Consider the following 16,893-nt stretch of genomic DNA (forward strand, 5'->3'; position numbering starts at 1 on the left):
ATCGAGCCCCTGACATATAAATTCTACTGAAAATTGCATTGAACGGCGAATGACATCCCATCCCTGCTTTCCGGAGCTTTCGACTGTGACAAATGCGCTGGCGTGAAATATCTAAAAAAGAATACCGAGAGCCATTTTCGAATATCTCAAACCCTTGATGCATTTGAGATATTCGAAACTCTTGTCTGGCGGAGATGCGTTAGTATCTTCGAGCCTTGATATAATAGAATGCTCAGTCTTCAGGCCCGCAATGCCGCGATGGTCTCTCGTGTCGTGCCAACCGTGTTTGAAGCAGCATTCTCACTCAAAGGCAGGTTAAGGCGCGCACGCAGGCTATCTTCCGCATAATCAGTGCGGAACACGCCTTTCTCCTGCAAAATCGGAATCACTTTTTCCACGAACGTGTCAAAGCCGCCCGGCGTGATGTGCGGAGCGAAGACAAACCCGTCTGCGGCATCCGATTGAACATAGAGGTCAATGTCATCCGCAATAGTTTGTGGCGTGCCGATAAAATGCTGACGCGCCGTGACGCGAATGATCAACTCACGAATGCTGAGATGATCGCGCTCGGCAATTTCGCGCCATTGCTGTGCGGTTTCAAGGCGGCCCTTTGCGTCCAGATTGTTGGCGCGGCCCTGTGCCAGTTTTTCCTCCGCCGTATCAGGCTCAATGCTGGGCAACGGACCATCGGGATCATAGCTGGAAAGGTCGCGGTTCCAGACCTGTTCCAGAAACACAATCGCCGTCTTTGGGCTGAGCTGTTGCAGGCGAATGGCTCTCAGCTTGTCCTGTGCATCTTCCAAGCTGTCACCAATGATGAAATTCGCACCGGGCAATATCTTCAAGGCATCGGGCTTGCGGCCATATTTTGCCAGCCGCGATTTTACATCCTTATAAAAGGCTTGGCCCGCCTCCAGCGTGCCATGGCGAGAATAGATGACGTCGGCATGACTTGCGGCCAGCTCGCGTCCCTCTTCTGAATCGCCCGCCTGCGCGATAACAGGCGCACCTTGCGGCAGCGGCGCAAGGCTGGAGCGTCCCGCAATGTCGAAATGTTTCGTGTGATGTGTGAAGTCTTCGCCTGCCCAGACGGCGCGGGAGATCTCGATAAACGCACGCGCCCGTTCATAGCGTTCCTTAAAGGGCAGATGATCGCCGCGACGGAAGTTTGCCCCGGTAAAGGCACCGGGCGAGGTCACCACATTCCATCCGGACCGCCCACCGGAGAGACTATCCAGCGTCGCCAGCTGTCTTGCCAGTGCATAGGGTTCATTGAAGGTGGTGGTCAGGGTGCCAATCAGACCAACATGCTGGGTTATGGATGCCAAAGCAGTCAGAATTGCCAGCGTATTGGGGCGGCCCGCCACATCCAGCTCGTGAAAACGACCCTTCTGCTCGCGCAATCGCAAGCCCTCGGCCAGAAAGATAAAGTCGAATTTCCCGCGCTCCACCGATTGGGCAAAATGCTGGAAGGACGAAAACTCAATCTGGCTTCCCGCTGCCGGATCGCTCCAGACGGTGAAATTGTTGACGCCCGGAAATTGCGCCCCGAGGATGATCTGTTTTTTGGCCATAGACTTATCTCTCTCAATTCAGGCAGCGGCGGTGATGCGATTGATGGCTGTGGGCAATCCAAACCGGGCGCGTAGTGTGTTGCCTGAAGGCTCGCGCACAAGACCTGCGCTCCGCAGGGCGGGCAATATCTCATGCAGTACTTGGTCTATCTGCGTTTGGGGATCGGACAACACCAGACGCACAGCGCCAAATCCTGCTGTTGCCGTTTGCGTCAGCCGCTCAACGGCATCTGCACCCACGGCAATATCTGCCACCAAAACAGGCCCGGATGTTTTTGAGCCGCCGTTCATCTGTGCCGCAAGCTCCGAGAGCTGTTGCTGATGGCCAGCCACAAAAACAACATCTGCCGCCTTTGCCAAGGCAATATCCTCCGTGCCTGTCCATGACAACGCCACCACCGGCTGACCCTGTGGTGGGCGGGGCGTAATCGACGGACCAAGCACCCGGAAATTCGGGCTTTCAAAGTTGATATAATGCAGCTTTGCGCCATCCAGAAAGCGCTGGCTCACAGGATCACGGATCACCGTATCGTCTTCCCAACTGTCCCAAAGCCTGCGAATGACCTCACCGGCATCAATCGCGTCGCGATCAAGATCATGCGCGGCAATGGCGGGAAAGCCGTTTAAGCGTCCAAGGGCTCGACCCGCTTGTTCTGCCCTTGCCTGGTCCAGACGCTGGAGCAAAAGCCCGGCCCGACCTTGTGTGACGTAATCCAACGTGGCGATGGCAGTGGAGACATGAAAAGGCTCCAGAAAATTCACCGCAGCGCCGGCAATAATGCCAATGCTGCGACTGCGCGCGCCAAGCCAATTGGCAAGCAGCACAGCATCCAACCCATCGTCGTTGCGGGCAAAGCCATCTTCAAGCGTCAAGAAGCTGGCTGCGCCATCAAGACGTGCAATCAGCGCGCTCCAGAAACCCTGCCAGTCTGCTGGCCTTTTGCTGTCGCGGGCTGCCGCATCAACGCCAATGCCCAAGAGGAAAGGATGTGCCTGTGTCATGGTTTTGATCCAGTGTCCAAATGATGAGGGGGCGTCTTAGCCAGCCGCAAGGCTGAGTTTCGCCTTGCGCTTGCCCTGTGCCGTAATGAGCTGGGCAAAATCCTCAATGATCTGCGTATACTCCTCGGCATGAAAATCGTAAGGCAGTTCCAGCCGGAATTCCGACACCAGTGGCAGAACCGGATCACGCGACAAGATCTCGATAATTTCCGGCGTTGTGCCAACCACATCGGGCAGGATCAGCGTGCGGCGTGGGCCTTGGGGGGCATGGGTACGCTTGTTGCGCTCCTCCACAAACTCCGCGTAGCGGCGGCGGGTTTCCGGGCTGGCGCTATCGGTTGGCAAGATCACGCGGCCAAGGGCCACACGCGGGGTGCGCTCGTGTTGCCAATGCTGGCGAAATGTCTCGATCAAGGCCCGCTGGGCCGTGAGAAAATCATCGGTCTGCTCGCCGGTAATGATATTGCCGCTCAACAGATTAAAGCCAGTCTCACCCGCCCAACGCGCTGATTTCTGCGAGCCGCCGCCGTACCACAAACGATCCGTCAGCCCAGGTGCCAGAGGCCTCACACGCGGAATTTGCGCACCGGCGGCATTGCCTGCCACAGTCTCAGTCGCGAGAGGCTTGGATTGCAGGGCAAGGGCCAGTTTTTCGGCGCGGGCATGGGAGTAATCAGCCTCGGGAGCCGGATCAACAAACGGCGCAATCAGATGAGCAAAGGGTGGCGCGCCGACGGAAACGCCAACATTCAACCGCCCGCGTGAAAGTCCGTCCACAGTGGCGAGGTCTTCCGCCAAACGGAATGGATTTTCATAGCCAAGCTGGATCACCGCTGTGCCGAGCCCGATGGTAGAGGTGCGCTGCGAGGCGGCGGCCAGAAAGGTTGAGGCAGAAGAAATACCGCGCTCCAGATGGCGCTGGCGCACCCAGGCGCTATCATAGCCCAGTTCTTCACCCAGCTCGAACAGGCGCAGCGTTTCTTCCAACCCCTCAGCCGGGTTATCCTCCCGGTAGCTGCCGGGAATGAGAAAGGCAAAATGTTTGATATGGGAGAGAGGCATGATGAGGCTCCAGAGGAAATTCGATTGTCAGCTTGGCGGATGGGGTGAGGCACTCAGGCGGCTGTGGCTTCAAAGCGGGCAAGACGGGCCGTAATCTTGGCTTCCTGCGTGGCCTTCAGCGCCTTCACGCGGTCTGTTGCCTCCTCAAAGGAAGCCGCTGGGGGATAGACAGGACTGGTTGCAGGCTGGCCAGCCTTTGTGCCGATATGCTTTTCAAACGGCAGTGAACGGTAAAGGGTTGGATCGGCTGCCACATCAAATAAAGGGCGATAGCCAAGAGAAATATAGAGCGCCGTGGCTTCCGGCTGGCGAAAGCCGGTGGAGAGATAGGCCCGCGTATAGCCAAGCTGAGCGGCTTTCTCTTCCAGCGCCAGCACGATCTTCCGCGCCAGGCCCTGACGGCGTAACTCAGTGTGGGTCCAGATCCGTTTCAGCTCGGCTGTCTCATCATCGTGGCTCATGAAAGCCCCGCCTGCAATGGTCTTGCCATTGCGCTGGAGCAGCAGAAAATCACCCAGCGGCGGCGTAAAAATCGCTGCCGGATAGCGGAGTATCTCTGCCAAAGCCCCGCCAGCACGGCTATCGGCGCCATATCGTCCATCATATTCGCTCACCAGCCCGTCAATCAGCGGCTGCGCTGCCGGGTCCTGAAGTGAGGACCGGACAAGAATGTCAGTCATAGGGTGTCTCCGGTATCAAGAGTGTGCGCGACCGATCGTTTCGGGATGCCATCTCGGCCGCCGGTATCCCCTCGCCTGTGATGCAAATGTCGGTCGATGTTTACGCCTCAAGGATGCATCTTCAGGAAGCGCTTTGCACGCCACGATGTTTTATGCATGCCTTGAATATTGGAAGATCCTTGCTCGATTTAATAGTTTATAAAAAATATAGATTAACTCTTGTTATTATCTTTCAAACCGGCACGGGAGGATGAATGTCCTACGCCCTCGGCTTTCTCGATAAGTCTCCGCTTGATGGCGCTGAAAGCGCAACATCTGCCCTGCAACGCACCCTCACTTTGGCCGAAAAGGCTGAAGAATCGGGTTTTTCGCGCTTTTGGGTGGCCGAACATCACAATGCGGCCAAGCTCGCCAGTTCATCGCCAGAAGTGTTGATTGGCTTTCTTTTGGCGCACACGCGCAGAATTCGCATCGGTTCCGGCGGCGTGATGCTTCAGCATTACAGTGCCTATAAAGTGGCGGAGAATTTCAATCTTCTGGCGGCACTCGCGCCCGGTCGCGTTGATCTTGGCATTGGCAAGGCCCCCGGCGGCATGCCGCTTTCCACCCGCGCCCTGCAAGGTGCGTTCGATCCGGCCAAAAAGCCCTCGTTTGAGGCGCAGCTGGAAGAGCTGGATGGCTTCTTGCACCATGATGCCAGTATTGAGGCCAACGCAGACCATCTTGCGGCCTTTCCCGCACCGGAAAAACCGGCAGAGCGTTTTCTTCTGGGAGCCAGCCCCGACAGCGCACGGCTGGCAGCGAGGCTTGGCTGGAACTTCGTCTATGCCGGGCACATCAATGGCGAAGAAACCGCGATCCATGATGCCTTGAGCGCCTACCGGGCGGCGGGCGGTCCATCCGCGCTTTTGGCCGTCAGTGTGGTCGTGGCCAAAACTGATGCGCTGGCGGAAAGCCTGACAGGAGACATCCGCCGTTTCCGCGTCGAGATCGAAAGCGGTCAGGGCGTGAATGTCGGCAGCCGGGAACAGGCGCTGGACTATGTCCGCCAGACAGGCGCGCAGCAATATCGGATTGAGGAGCGCACACCGCGGGTTATTCGCGGCACACCAGCGCGGGTTCATGACGAGCTGGAGCGGCTGCATCGCAGCTATGGCATTGGCGAATTTATTGTCGATTGCCCGGTCTCCCAAGGCGCAAACCGGCTGGAGACCATTGAGCTGTTGGCAGGCGGGCGCAAAGCGCTGGCCGCCTAGAGTTTGTCAGGGAAAAGTGGAACACGGTTTTCCCGAAAAGACAAACGAAAACAAAGAAGTTTAGAGTCTGTCTGGTTCAATCTGAACCTGACAGACTCTAAAACCGCACCCCTTTCATGTCAGGATTTGCACCGTGGTTACAAGACGAGATTTTCTCGGTGGAGCGGCGATTGTTGCCCTTTCCATCGTCGCCAATCGGCAGAGTGCCCATGCGGCTGCAAAGGATGCCCCCGTTCACGGTGGCACGCTGACATGGGGGGTGGAAACGGAGCCATCAACGCTCAATCCGCATTTGAACGGTCAGGCCAAGGCCAAGCTGATTTTGCGCAACACCTATGAATCGTTGCTGGCCCGCACGCCGGATGGCGGCTATGTGCCGTGGCTGGCGAAGGATTACGCGATCTCCGAGGATGGCCGAACCTATACCTTCACGCTGCGCGATGATGTAACCTTCAGCAATGGCGAGGCGCTGGATGCAGAGGCGGTTGCGCTCAATATTCTCAAGCTGAAAGAACCGCTTTATTCCGGCAGCATCAGTGCTGGCCATGTGGCACGCATTTCCAGCGTCAAAGCTGTAGAACGACACAAGCTGGTGATTACGCTGGATCGGGTTTATGCACCCTTTCTGGATGGCATCACATGGATTGATATCATTGCCCCGAAATCCTTTGCGTCATCGCAATTGAAATCCGGTGGAGCGGAGGTTGCCGGAACCGGCCCCTTCATTCTCGACAAATATATCAAGGGTCAGGAAATCAGTTTTATCCGCAACCCGGCCTATAACTGGGCACCTGCAACCGCTTCGCATCAGGGGCCAGCCTATCTTGATAAAGTGGTCTATCGCTTCCTCTCGGAATCGGCTGTGCGCAGCGGTGCGCTTTCCTCGGGCCAAGTGGATGTGATTGAGGGCATTCCCGGCAATGACGCCGAATTATTCAAGAACAATCCTGATTTTACCTATCAAAGCGCCATCAACACCGGCACGCCTTATACGCTGTATTTCAACAGCACCAGCGGCCCGACAGCGGATGTGAAGGTGCGCAAAGCCTTGCAGGCCGCCATTGATGTCGATCGCACAATAAAATCGGTCTATCGCGGTGAGCGCCAGCGCGCCTGGGGTGTTCTGACCCCCGCCGATACGGATTTTTACGATAAAAGCATTGAGGGCAGCTATGGTTTTGATCCAAAACTGGCCAACACGCTGCTGGATGACGCGGGCTGGACCAGCCGCGATGCCGACGGCATTCGCACCAAGGACGGCAAGCGGCTGACCATCGACATCATGCAATCGCAGGCCACGCTGCGGGACCAGCGCGACATTCTGCTTCAGGCCGTGCAGGCACAGGCCCGCCAAAATGCAGGCATTGATCTTGCCTTGCAATATGTCGATTCCGGCACCTACGCCAACCGGGACAAGGATGGCCAATACGGCATATTGCCCAATTCCACCACGCTTCAGCAGAATGGCCTGACCATCTATTTCCATTACCTGCCACGCAACAAAGGCGGCTCAATCAATTACAGCCGCACCGAGGCACCGGAAGTTGCCGCGTGGCTGGATGAGGCTGCCTCGACGCTGGATGCCAAAAAGCGCTTCGAGATTTACGCCAAGCTGCAACGCTTCGTGCTGGTAGAGCAGGCCTATGGATTGCCGCTGTATGTCCCAGACGACGAGGTTGCGGCCTCAAGCCGGGTCAAGGGCGTCGGCTTTCGTCCGTTCAGACGCCTTCCCGAAAACGCCTATGACATCTGGCTCCAAGGCTAAAACCCAAAAAAGAAAACCATTTCAAATTCTGGAGAAACACTCTTATGATTATCCGTAGACATGTTCTCAATCTTGGGTTTGGGCTAGGCCTTGCTCTGGCTGCCGCAACGGCCCTCCCCACGATCGTTTGGGCAGCAGATCAAAAGCCAGTCAGCGGTGGCAAGCTGACATGGGGCGTCGAGACCGAGCCTGCAACGCTCAACCCGCATTTGAATGGTCAAGACAAAACCAAACTGTTGCTGCGCAACGCCTATGAATCGCTTCTCGCCCGCAAAGCCGATGGCGGTTATGTGCCATGGCTGGCAACAGAATACAGCATTTCCAGTGATGGCAAGACCTACACATTCAAGCTGCGCGATGATGTGCGCTTTACCGATGGGCAGGTGTTCGATGCCAAAGCGGTGGTCACCAATTTTGAGCAGCTGAAGGATGCCGCCTATTCGGGCAGCACCAGCGCAGGTCCGGTCTCGCGCATCGCAGAAGCAAAGGCCGTGGATGCCCACACCGTGGCGTTCACGTTGAGTGATGTTTATGCACCCTTTCTGGATTATGCAGCCAGCCTCGAAATTCTTTCGCCCGCTGCTTTTAATTCCCAGCAATTGAAATCCGGTGGACCGGAAATTGCCGGAACCGGACCCTTTATCCTGAAGCGCTACGCCAAGGGGCAGGAAATCCAGTTTATCAGAAATCCTGATTATCATTGGGCATCTGCCAATGCAGGCCATCAAGGCCCTGCCTATCTGGATGAGGTGACCTATCGTTTTCTGTCGGAATCCTCGGTGCGCATCGGTGCTCTGACCTCCGGGCAGGTGGATGTGATAGAAGGCGTTTCTGGCAATGATGCCAGCCTGTTCAAGGGCAATGCCGAGTATAGTTATCAGACAGCGCTCAACACCGGCACGCCCTATTCGCTGTTTCTCAATGTCACATGGGGACCAACGCAGGATGTTAAAATCCGCAAGGCGCTGGTGGCCTCCATTGATGTTGATGCGGTGCTAAAGGCCGTCTATCGCGGTGAGCGCACCCGAGCCTGGGGCATTACCTCGCCCATCGATACGCAATTTTATGACAAGAGCATTGAGAAGACTTATGGAGCCGATCCCAAGCTGGCCAATCAGTTGTTGGATGAGGCAGGTTGGACCAACCGCGATGCCCAGGGCTTTCGCACCAAGGACGGCAAACGGCTGACCATTGAGGTGATCCAAGCGCAGGCCACCGTGCGCGACCAGCGCGATGTGTTGCTGCAAGCCTTGCAGGCGCAGGCGCGGCAAAATGCCGGAATTGATCTGGCCATCGTGTTTGTCGATGCCGGAACCTATACGGATCGGCGCAAAACCGGACAGTTTGGCTCTATTGCCAACTCCAACACCCCAACCGATGCCGTGGATATCGAGTTCCACTATCTGCCGCTGGCCAAGGGTGGCTCCATCAACTACAGCCGCGCTGAGGCCCCGGAACTGGAGCAATGGCTGAAAGAAGCCGCAGGCACGCTGGATCACGCCAAGCGGTTTGCGCTGTATTCCAAACTGCAACATTTCGCCATTGTTGATCAGGCCTATGCCCTGCCGCTCTATGAGCCGGAAGACCAGATTGCAGCGGCAAGCCAGATCAAGGGCATTGCGTTTCGTCCGTTCAAGCAATTGCCGGAAAGCGCCTACGACATCTGGCGCAGCCAGTAATTCCAGTGCGTCACCATCCCTCTGAAACCCACAACAGGAGCGACCACCATGGATGCCGAGCAGACAACCACCCTTGGCCAAGCCCCCGCTACTTGGCGTTCAAGCCGGTTCCGGCTCAGGCGCAGCAGTCTGACAGGGCAGATCCTGACACGGATTGGCTCTGGTCTGCTGGTGTTGTGGGCGGCGGTGACGTTGAGTTTCATCAGCCTGCATCTGGCTCCCGGCGATATTGTCAGCCTGCTGATTGGCGAACAGCTGCGTACGCCGGAAGTGGAGGCCGCCATTCGCGCAGAATGGGGGCTGAATGATCCCGTGTATGTGCAATATATCGATTATCTGGGCCGGATTCTGCATGGTGATTTCGGGCGGTCCTATATTTTGCAAACCGATGTTTCCGGGCTTGTGCTGTCGCAGATCCTGCCAACGCTGAAACTGACGGCGGCAGCCCTCACGGTCGCTATTGCGTTCGCCGTCACCATTGCGGTGGTGACAGCGGCCAAACGCGTGCCGCGTATCATTGCTGGTGGGCTGGAATTGCTGCTGATTTCCACGCCATCCTTCTGGCTTGGCATTCTGCTGTTGTTTGTGTTTTCTTTCACGCTGAAACTGTTTCCCGTCTCCGGCGACAGGAGCTTTTCGGCGCTGGTGCTACCAGCCTTCGCGCTTGGCCTGCCGCTGGGGGCGGTGATTGCGCAAGTGTTGCGTGAGGGATTGGAGCGGGCGCTGGAAGAACCCTTTGCCTTGACTGTGCGCAGCTGGGGCACGCACAGCCTTGTGCTGCGGTTGCGCCACGCACTTCGCCATGCGGCCCTGCCTGCCGTGACGCTCACCGGCTGGCTGGTCGGCAATCTCCTCTCCGGTGCGGTAATTACCGAGTCCGTGTTTGGTAGGCCGGGTTTGGGGCGCGTCACGGTCAACGCCGTTCTCGCCCATGACCTGCCCGTGGTGCTGGCGGTGGCCATTCTCTCGGCCTTTACCTATGTGGTGTTGAGCACGGCGGTGGATGTGCTCTATCTGCGGCTTGATCCACGTTTGCGAACTCAGGTGCTGGAGGATGTGCGATGAGCCTTTCCTCCACACTGCCGGATCGCAACCTTGAGCGCACAATTGATGTTTTGCGCAGCATTGTCGCCCGCCCGGGGTTGCTGATTGCCGTTCTGGTCGTGGTTCTCGTTGCTATTTCCACGCTGTGGCCCGCGCTGCTCACATCGGCTGATCCCATCACTGCCGATCCCTTGCAAGCACAATTGCCACCCTCAGCAGACCATTGGTTTGGCACCGATCATCTGGGGCGGGATGTGTTCTCCCGTGTGGTCTATGGCACGCGCTATTCCATTTTGATTGGCGTCAGCGCCATTACCATTGCGGCCCTGTTCGGCTCCCTGCTAGGCCTATTAGCCGGGCTATCGCGCGGGCTGGTGGATGAGTTCATCACCCGTTTTCTCGATGTAGTCTCGTCCTTTCCCGATCTATTGCTGGCGCTGGTGCTGATTTCCTTTACCGGCCCCGGCACGCTCAATCTGATTTTTGCGCTGGGGGTTGCCTCCATTCCTCGCTTTGCCCGGGTGGTGCGCGCCCAAACCTTTGTGATTGCCCAAAGCGGCTATGTGGAACAGGCCAAGACCTTTGGGCTGACCCGCCCGGTTCTGGTGTTTCGCCATGTGCTGCCACATGCCATTGCGCAGGTGCCCATTCTGGCCACCATCGGCCTTGGCACTGCCATCATCAACGCGGCGGGCCTCAGTTTTCTCGGCATGGGTCCGCAGCCGCCAGCACCCGAATGGGGGGCGATGCTGGCCGATGCGCGCAATTATTTGCGCGTGGCGTGGTGGATTGGCGTGTGGCCGGGGCTGGCCATTACCGTCACCGTGATTGCCATCAGCGTGTTGGGACGCCGCTGGCAGGCAGCATTTGAAGGCAGGAGACAGGCATGACCCCGCTGATCCAGATCCGCAACCTCACCATCGGCTTTCCAAAAGATGGGCGCGACCATAATGTTGTGCATGGCCTTGATCTGACAATCCATGCCGGGGAAACCTTGGCCCTTGTTGGCGAATCCGGTTCTGGCAAATCCGTCACGGCACGCGCGCTGCTTGGCCTGTCCGGGCCGGGGGCAAAAATCAGTGCAGACCAGTTCGACATCGAAGGCCAGTCGGTGCTGGGTATCGGCGAGAAACAATGGCGCGCTTTGCGCGGCACAAAGGTGGGCTTTGTGCTTCAAGATGCGCTGGTGTCGCTTGATCCCTTGCGCCGTGTGTCGCAGCAATTGTCCGATGCCTTTGGCCGTCGTGGCTTTTTCAAACACCCGCATTTGCTGCAAGACAGCCGCGCCCTGCTGCAATCTGTCGGCATTCCTGATCCTGACCGGCGCTTGCCGCAATATCCGCACGAGCTATCTGGCGGCTTGCGCCAACGGGCATTGATTGCCACCGCAATCGCCCGCCACCCTGCCCTGCTGATTGCCGATGAGCCAACCACGGCGCTGGATGCCACGGTGCAAAAGCAAATTCTTGATCTGCTGGCAGAACGGCGTAAGGCGGGCCATACGCTGCTGCTGATCAGCCATGATCTGGCCGTTGTCTCACGATTGGCGGACCGGGTGCTGGTGATGAACAATGGATACATTGTTGAGGAAGGCCCAACCGCTAAAATCCTGAAGACCCCGGAGCATCCCTATACACGACAATTGCTGGATGCCGTGCCATCGGCGAGCTCCAAAGGCTTTCGCCTGTCACCCTCGACAGAGATTGAATTGAAACGCCCGGCTGAACCTATCCGCATTGCGCTGCCGCCCAAGCAGATTGATGAGGGCCGCATTGTTTTGAGCGCCAACAATCTGGTGAAACGCTATGGCACCTCGCTTGCGGTCAATGACGTTTCTTTCAATCTCGCGGCTGGCGAAGCGCTGGGCATTGTCGGCGAATCCGGATCAGGCAAGACCACTGTTGCCAAAATCATTCTCGGTCTGGTGGAGCCGGATGGTGGCGCTGTGCTGATTGATGGCAAGCCGTGGAGCAATATCAGCGAGGCCCAGCGCAGACCCAGACGCGCCCATATGCAATTGATTGCGCAGGACGCACTCAGCTCGTTTGATCCCCGCTATACCGTGGAAAAAATCGTTGGCGAAAGCCTTGATTCCGTTGGCGTCTATGGCGATGCCCGCCGCAAGCGGGTGATTGAAGTGCTGGATGCCGTGCGGCTCAACCGCAGTTTTCTCAGCCGCTATCCCCGTGAATTGTCCGGTGGCCAACGCCAGCGCGTGGCCATTGCCCGTGGCTTTGCCCCGCACCCCACACTGCTGGTGGCCGATGAACCGGTGAGCGCGCTGGATGTGTCAGTGCAGGCGCAGGTGCTGGATTTGCTGGCCGAGCTTCAGGCTGCATCGGGCACATCGCTGCTGTTTATCTCCCATGATCTGGGCGTTGTGCATCACCTCACAGACCGCGTGGTGGTGATGAAGGATGGCCAGATTGTCGAGACCGGTCAGGTGGAAAACGTGTTTTCTACCCCACGCCACAGCTACACCCGTGCCCTGCTGGATGCCGTTCCCACGCTGGCCTGAGAAGACAAGACAAACCAAGGAGTTCCCCATGACCCGCCCATCGTCTCGCCGCCTGAAAACTCTGGTAGGAGCAGGCAATCTCACCGCCGCCGCCAATGATGCAAGCCCGCAGGCAGGGGCCAAGCGCGCCGCTGATCTGGCCCGCAAGGCTGAATCTGAGAAAATCACCGGCCTGTTCACCGCCGATTTGTTGCAAACCGACCCGGCAGGGCTGGCAGGCACCACCGGCACCAATGAGCCAATCATTCAGCTGGCAGCGTTAAGCCAAGTGACATCACAGATCGGCTTGATTGCCACCGTGTCCACCACCTTCCACCACCCCTATAATCTGGCCCGCCAGATTGGCACGCTAGACCACGCCAGCGGTGGCCGCGCGGGATGGAATGCTGTGACATCGTCTGTTGGCGAAGAAAATTTTGGCGAAACACTGGCAAGCCCGGAAGAGCGCTATGCCCGGGCGGCTGAATTCATTGAAGTGGTCAACGCCCTCTACGATGCCAATGAGCGTGACGCCGCCACCCGCCGCAATTCCGGTAGCATTTCCATCGACCCCTCAAAATTCCACCCGATCAATTATCGCGGTCAGCATTTTCAAGTCGAAGGGCCACTGAATGTGCCGCCGCTGCCACAGGGCCGCCCAGTGCAGTTTCAGGCGGGGCAATCGGAGGCTGGCGTCAATGTTGGCGCACGTTATGCCGAGGTGGTCTATACCTCTCAGTCGAAGCTGGAGGATGCCATTGCCTTTGCAACCGACCTTCGAAAGCGCGCCAAGGGATTTGGGCGTGGGCATGGCCTGCCCTTCATCATGAACTCCTTCCACTCGGTGATCGGTGAAAGCGATGCCGATGTGGCGCGACGGGTGAAGGAAAAGCACGAGAAAATCAACTATGAGCAAGGTCGCCTGAAACTGGCAGATATGCTCGGCGGCCATCTTGATCTGTCCGATCTGCCGCTGGACAAGCCTCTGCCCGAGGCACTGTTGCCCGAAGTCACCAGCATCAACCGCAGACGCGGACGGGTGGAGATTTTCCGCCGCTATGCCCGTGAAGGGTTGACGTTGCGGCAATTGATCATTCACGCACAGGATACCGGCCATTGGTCAGTTGCTGGCACACCAGAGCAGCTCGCCGATGCCATTGAAGAACGGTTCCGGGCTGGCGTGCTGGATGTGATTTCGCTGCATGGCCTTGGCAACCCCGATCAGGAAGACCTGTTGCTGAACGGGCTTTTGCCAGAGCTTCGCCGTCGCAATTTGCTTGATACGGATTATGTTGGCCATGATTTCCGCTCGAATCTGGAGCTGCCAGAGATTTCAAGGCAACAAACGGTACTTCAGGAAAGTCCGGTGCAAAAAGCTGTTTTCGGCTGACACAGCCAATGTCGGATTTTCGGTAAAAACGAAAATCCGACAACTGTTCGATAATTAGAATATATTACCTATGGATTTTATAGAATATAATTAAACTCCCTCCAAACGAGGGAGATATTCCATCCATGACCGCAGGCGCGCACCTGACAATAAGAGATATCAGCCGGTCGTTCGATATCAATGGCAAGGTGTTGAATGCATTGGATAGCATTAATCTCGACATCACTGAGGGTGAATTTGTCACCATTGTCGGGGCCAGCGGTTGTGGAAAATCCACCCTGCTGAGGATTGCTGCTGGGTTGGATATCGCAAGCTCTGGCACCATCACCCATGCGGGAAAGGTGGTCAATGAGCCAAGCCTCGAGCGGGGTATCGTGTTTCAGGAGCCGCGCCTGTTTCCATGGCTCTCGGTAGAGCGCAACGTGGCTGTCGGCGTGGAAAATAGCGGTCTGCCCAAGGCCACGCGTCAGCAATTGGTGAGGGACCATCTGGAACTGGTTGGGCTGACGGGGTTTGCCAAAGCCTATCCCCACCAACTTTCCGGCGGTATGGCGCAGCGGGCGGGTATTGCCCGTGGTCTCGTCAATCGGCCCAATATCCTGTTTCTGGATGAGCCGTTTGGTGCATTGGATGCCCTGACCAAAACCCGGCTTCAGGATGAATTGCAGGAGATCTGGGCGCGAGAACGCATCACCATGGTGCTTGTGACCCATGATGTGGAAGAAGCGGTTTATCTTGGCGATCGTGTGGTGGTGATGTCGGCACGGCCCGGCCGTATCCGCGACATCATCCCGGTTGAGATTGAGCGCCCGCGCAGACGCACCTCCGCAGAAATTGTCGCCGCCCGCGACCGCGTGCTGCAAAGTTTGCATGGAAGTGATGAGGTGAGGCAGTCAAGCGGTCCAAGACCCCTCCCCGCCCGCGAAAACACTTTGGCGCAACCCGCCTTTTCCCACGGATAATATCAATTGGCTGCCCTTACCGCCGAAATACGCGATGTAGGCAGCCTGACATGAACGGAGTTATTGATGAAATCTGCCTTTCTTTTGCGTATCGCAACCAGCCTTGGTCTGCTGGCGCTTGTATCCGGCCCTTTGCAGGCGGCAGACCCTCTGGTGATCCATGTGGGCTACGCGGCCATCGGTGTCGATAATCGTCCCTTTGCCGAGGGAACATCGGCGGCCACAGCCCGCGCTGGCGAATATCTCGAAAAAGAATTCGCCAATGATCCGAACGTCAAGATCGAATGGACGTTTTTCAAGGGTGCGGGACCAGCTGTGAATGAAGGCTTTGCCAACAACCAGCTGGATTTTGCCTATCAGGGCGATTTGCCTGCCATTATTGGCCGCGCCAATGGTCTGAAAACCAAATTTTTGCTGGCAAGTGGCGCTAGAAAGCCGCTGTACCTGGCTGTTGCCAAAGGATCGGGGATCAAAACGGTTGAAGAGCTGAAAGGCAAAAAAGTCGCTTATCAACGCGGCACCAATGGCCATCTTGCTGCCGTCAAGATTCTGGAAGCCCATGGACTGAAAGAGCGCGATGTGCAGGTGAACAATCTGGATAGCGCAGGCACGGTTGCTGCCCTGACCAGCAAAGATATCGATGCTGCCTTTGGTGATACGGCCTTGATCAATCTGGCCGCCAATGGTTCTGCCGAGATTGTTTACACCACCAAGGGCGATGATCCGCGCTTTGGCCGCAACGCCGGCATTGTGGCACGCGAAGCCTTTATCGATGCCCATCCCGAGATCACCCAGAAGGTGGTGGATGCCTTTGTGAAAGCCGCCAAATGGTCGTCGGATGAGCCAAACCGCACAGCCCTTTTTGAGCTGTGGCACAAATCCGGCACGCCCGTGCCTATCCTTGAAGACTATTTCAGCAATGACACTTTGGCCTATCGCAACGCGCCACTGCTCGATGAACTGCTGATTTCGCAATACAAGGAGCAGGCGGCTAAAAGCAAAGAATTTGGCTTGATCCGCCGCGATGTCGATCTGAATGGCTGGTTTGAGCCGAAATATCTCAACAACTCGTTTGAACGCCTTGGCCTGAAAACCTTCTGGCAAGCCTATGGTGCTGATGGCAAGCCGAACGCTTCCTGACCATTGAACGGAGACGCGAACAATGGCGAAAGTTGCAGAACTTCTGGTTCCCCACACGGGAACAAGACAGATCAGAATTCCAAAGAGTGCCACATCGCTCTTGCTGGCACTGGTGCTGCCACTCGCCCTCCTGTTGCTCTGGTGGCTAACCTCTGTTCAGGGGTGGCTGCCAGAACAAATTTTACCCGCACCCCGCTATGTCTATGAAACAGCCAGCAATCTGATTGGCGATGGCGAATTGCTTTATCACACTGGCGTCAGCCTGCGGCGCGTCGTCATTGGCTTTACCATCGGGGCCAGTCTTGGCCTGTCGCTTGGCGTGCTGATGGGCCTATCCCCCCGTGCCGAGGATTATATCAAGCCGCTGTTTCTGGCGCTTGCGCAAATCCCAACGCTGGGCTGGATTCCCCTGCTGATGCTGCTGGTGGGCATTGAAGAAACGCTGAAAATTATCATCATCGCCAAGGGCGCGTTTGTGCCTGTGACGCTCAATACATTTTCCGGCATCCGCAATGTTTCTGTGAAATATCGTGAGGTTGGCCGCAGTTTTCGCTTCAGCCCCTGGCAGGAACTGCGGCTAATTGTGCTGCCCGCTGCCGCACCAACCATTTTCACCGGCATTCGCTATGGCCTGACCAATGGATGGACCTCTCTGGTGGGGGTTGAACTGCTGGCATCATCCGAAGGGCTTGGCTATTTGCTGGTCTGGGGTCGGCAAATGTTCTGGCTGGATACGGTGATTGTGGCCATGGTGGTGATCGGGTTGGTTGGTTTTATCATGGATCGAGGCCTGAGGCGCACCGAAACCTTGCTGCAACGCTGGAAGCAGGAGGAGGCGTGAT

General features: G+C 57.0%; 14 protein-coding genes. 10 read left to right on the forward strand and 4 right to left on the reverse strand.

Annotated features, from left to right (window positions below; all coding sequences use genetic code 11):
* Positions 1 to 239: 239 nt before the first annotated feature.
* From IEI95_RS10950 to IEI95_RS10965, 4 genes are read right to left on the reverse strand one after another with little or no spacing between them, the layout of a single operon-like run.
* Positions 240 to 1,574: an LLM class flavin-dependent oxidoreductase gene (locus IEI95_RS10950; RefSeq protein ID WP_156537523.1), complete on the reverse strand. Its 1,335-nt coding sequence runs from the start codon at positions 1,572 to 1,574 to the stop codon at positions 240 to 242.
* Between the two features lie 18 nt (positions 1,575 to 1,592).
* The gene (locus IEI95_RS10955; RefSeq protein WP_156532876.1) at positions 1,593 to 2,576 is read right to left on the reverse strand and encodes an LLM class flavin-dependent oxidoreductase; all 984 of its coding nucleotides are present in this window, start codon (positions 2,574 to 2,576) and stop codon (positions 1,593 to 1,595) included.
* A gap of 36 nt (positions 2,577 to 2,612) precedes the next feature.
* Positions 2,613 to 3,638 (reverse strand): LLM class flavin-dependent oxidoreductase, encoded by a 1,026-nt coding sequence (locus IEI95_RS10960; protein WP_156532874.1) that lies wholly within the window; start codon positions 3,636 to 3,638, stop codon positions 2,613 to 2,615.
* A gap of 53 nt (positions 3,639 to 3,691) precedes the next feature.
* Complete coding sequence (locus tag IEI95_RS10965) at positions 3,692 to 4,318, reverse strand: GNAT family N-acetyltransferase (protein WP_156532872.1); 627 nt, start codon at positions 4,316 to 4,318, stop codon at positions 3,692 to 3,694.
* A 254-nt stretch (positions 4,319 to 4,572) separates the two neighbouring features.
* Here IEI95_RS10965 and IEI95_RS10970 point away from each other — a divergent pair, with 254 nt between their 5' ends.
* The 10 genes from IEI95_RS10970 (at position 4,573) to IEI95_RS11015 (ending at position 16,892) form a co-directional block, all read left to right on the forward strand.
* Entirely contained in the window at positions 4,573 to 5,574 is a 1,002-nt protein-coding gene (locus tag IEI95_RS10970; protein ID WP_156532870.1) for an LLM class flavin-dependent oxidoreductase, read from the forward strand.
* Positions 5,575 to 5,707: 133 nt separating this feature from the next.
* Positions 5,708 to 7,339, forward strand: a complete 1,632-nt coding sequence (locus IEI95_RS10975; protein WP_194416413.1) for an ABC transporter substrate-binding protein — start codon at positions 5,708 to 5,710, stop codon at positions 7,337 to 7,339.
* Between the two features lie 44 nt (positions 7,340 to 7,383).
* Positions 7,384 to 9,018 (forward strand): ABC transporter substrate-binding protein, encoded by a 1,635-nt coding sequence (locus IEI95_RS10980; protein ID WP_156532869.1) that lies wholly within the window; start codon positions 7,384 to 7,386, stop codon positions 9,016 to 9,018.
* 48 nt (positions 9,019 to 9,066) lie between these two features.
* The gene (locus IEI95_RS10985) at positions 9,067 to 10,083 is read left to right on the forward strand and encodes an ABC transporter permease (RefSeq protein ID WP_156532867.1); all 1,017 of its coding nucleotides are present in this window, start codon (positions 9,067 to 9,069) and stop codon (positions 10,081 to 10,083) included.
* Positions 10,080 to 10,952 (forward strand): ABC transporter permease, encoded by an 873-nt coding sequence (locus IEI95_RS10990; protein ID WP_156532865.1) that lies wholly within the window; start codon positions 10,080 to 10,082, stop codon positions 10,950 to 10,952. The genes IEI95_RS10985 and IEI95_RS10990 overlap by 4 nt, the downstream gene beginning before the upstream one ends.
* Positions 10,949 to 12,580 (forward strand): dipeptide ABC transporter ATP-binding protein, encoded by a 1,632-nt coding sequence (locus IEI95_RS10995; RefSeq protein WP_156532863.1) that lies wholly within the window; start codon positions 10,949 to 10,951, stop codon positions 12,578 to 12,580. The genes IEI95_RS10990 and IEI95_RS10995 overlap by 4 nt, the downstream gene beginning before the upstream one ends.
* Positions 12,581 to 12,608: 28 nt before the next feature.
* Complete coding sequence (locus IEI95_RS11000; protein ID WP_156532861.1) at positions 12,609 to 13,949, forward strand: NtaA/DmoA family FMN-dependent monooxygenase; 1,341 nt, start codon at positions 12,609 to 12,611, stop codon at positions 13,947 to 13,949.
* A gap of 125 nt (positions 13,950 to 14,074) precedes the next feature.
* Positions 14,075 to 14,911: an ABC transporter ATP-binding protein gene (locus tag IEI95_RS11005; RefSeq protein WP_156532859.1), complete on the forward strand. Its 837-nt coding sequence runs from the start codon at positions 14,075 to 14,077 to the stop codon at positions 14,909 to 14,911.
* Positions 14,912 to 14,977: 66 nt separating this feature from the next.
* Positions 14,978 to 16,051, forward strand: coding sequence for an ABC transporter substrate-binding protein (locus IEI95_RS11010; protein WP_156532857.1), 1,074 nt, complete (start codon positions 14,978 to 14,980; stop codon positions 16,049 to 16,051).
* 22 nt (positions 16,052 to 16,073) lie between these two features.
* The gene (locus tag IEI95_RS11015) at positions 16,074 to 16,892 is read left to right on the forward strand and encodes an ABC transporter permease (protein ID WP_156532855.1); all 819 of its coding nucleotides are present in this window, start codon (positions 16,074 to 16,076) and stop codon (positions 16,890 to 16,892) included.
* Position 16,893 lies beyond the last annotated feature (1 nt).

Source organism: Agrobacterium vitis (assembly GCF_014926405.1).
Classification (GTDB): Bacteria; Pseudomonadota; Alphaproteobacteria; order Rhizobiales; family Rhizobiaceae; genus Allorhizobium; species Allorhizobium vitis_H.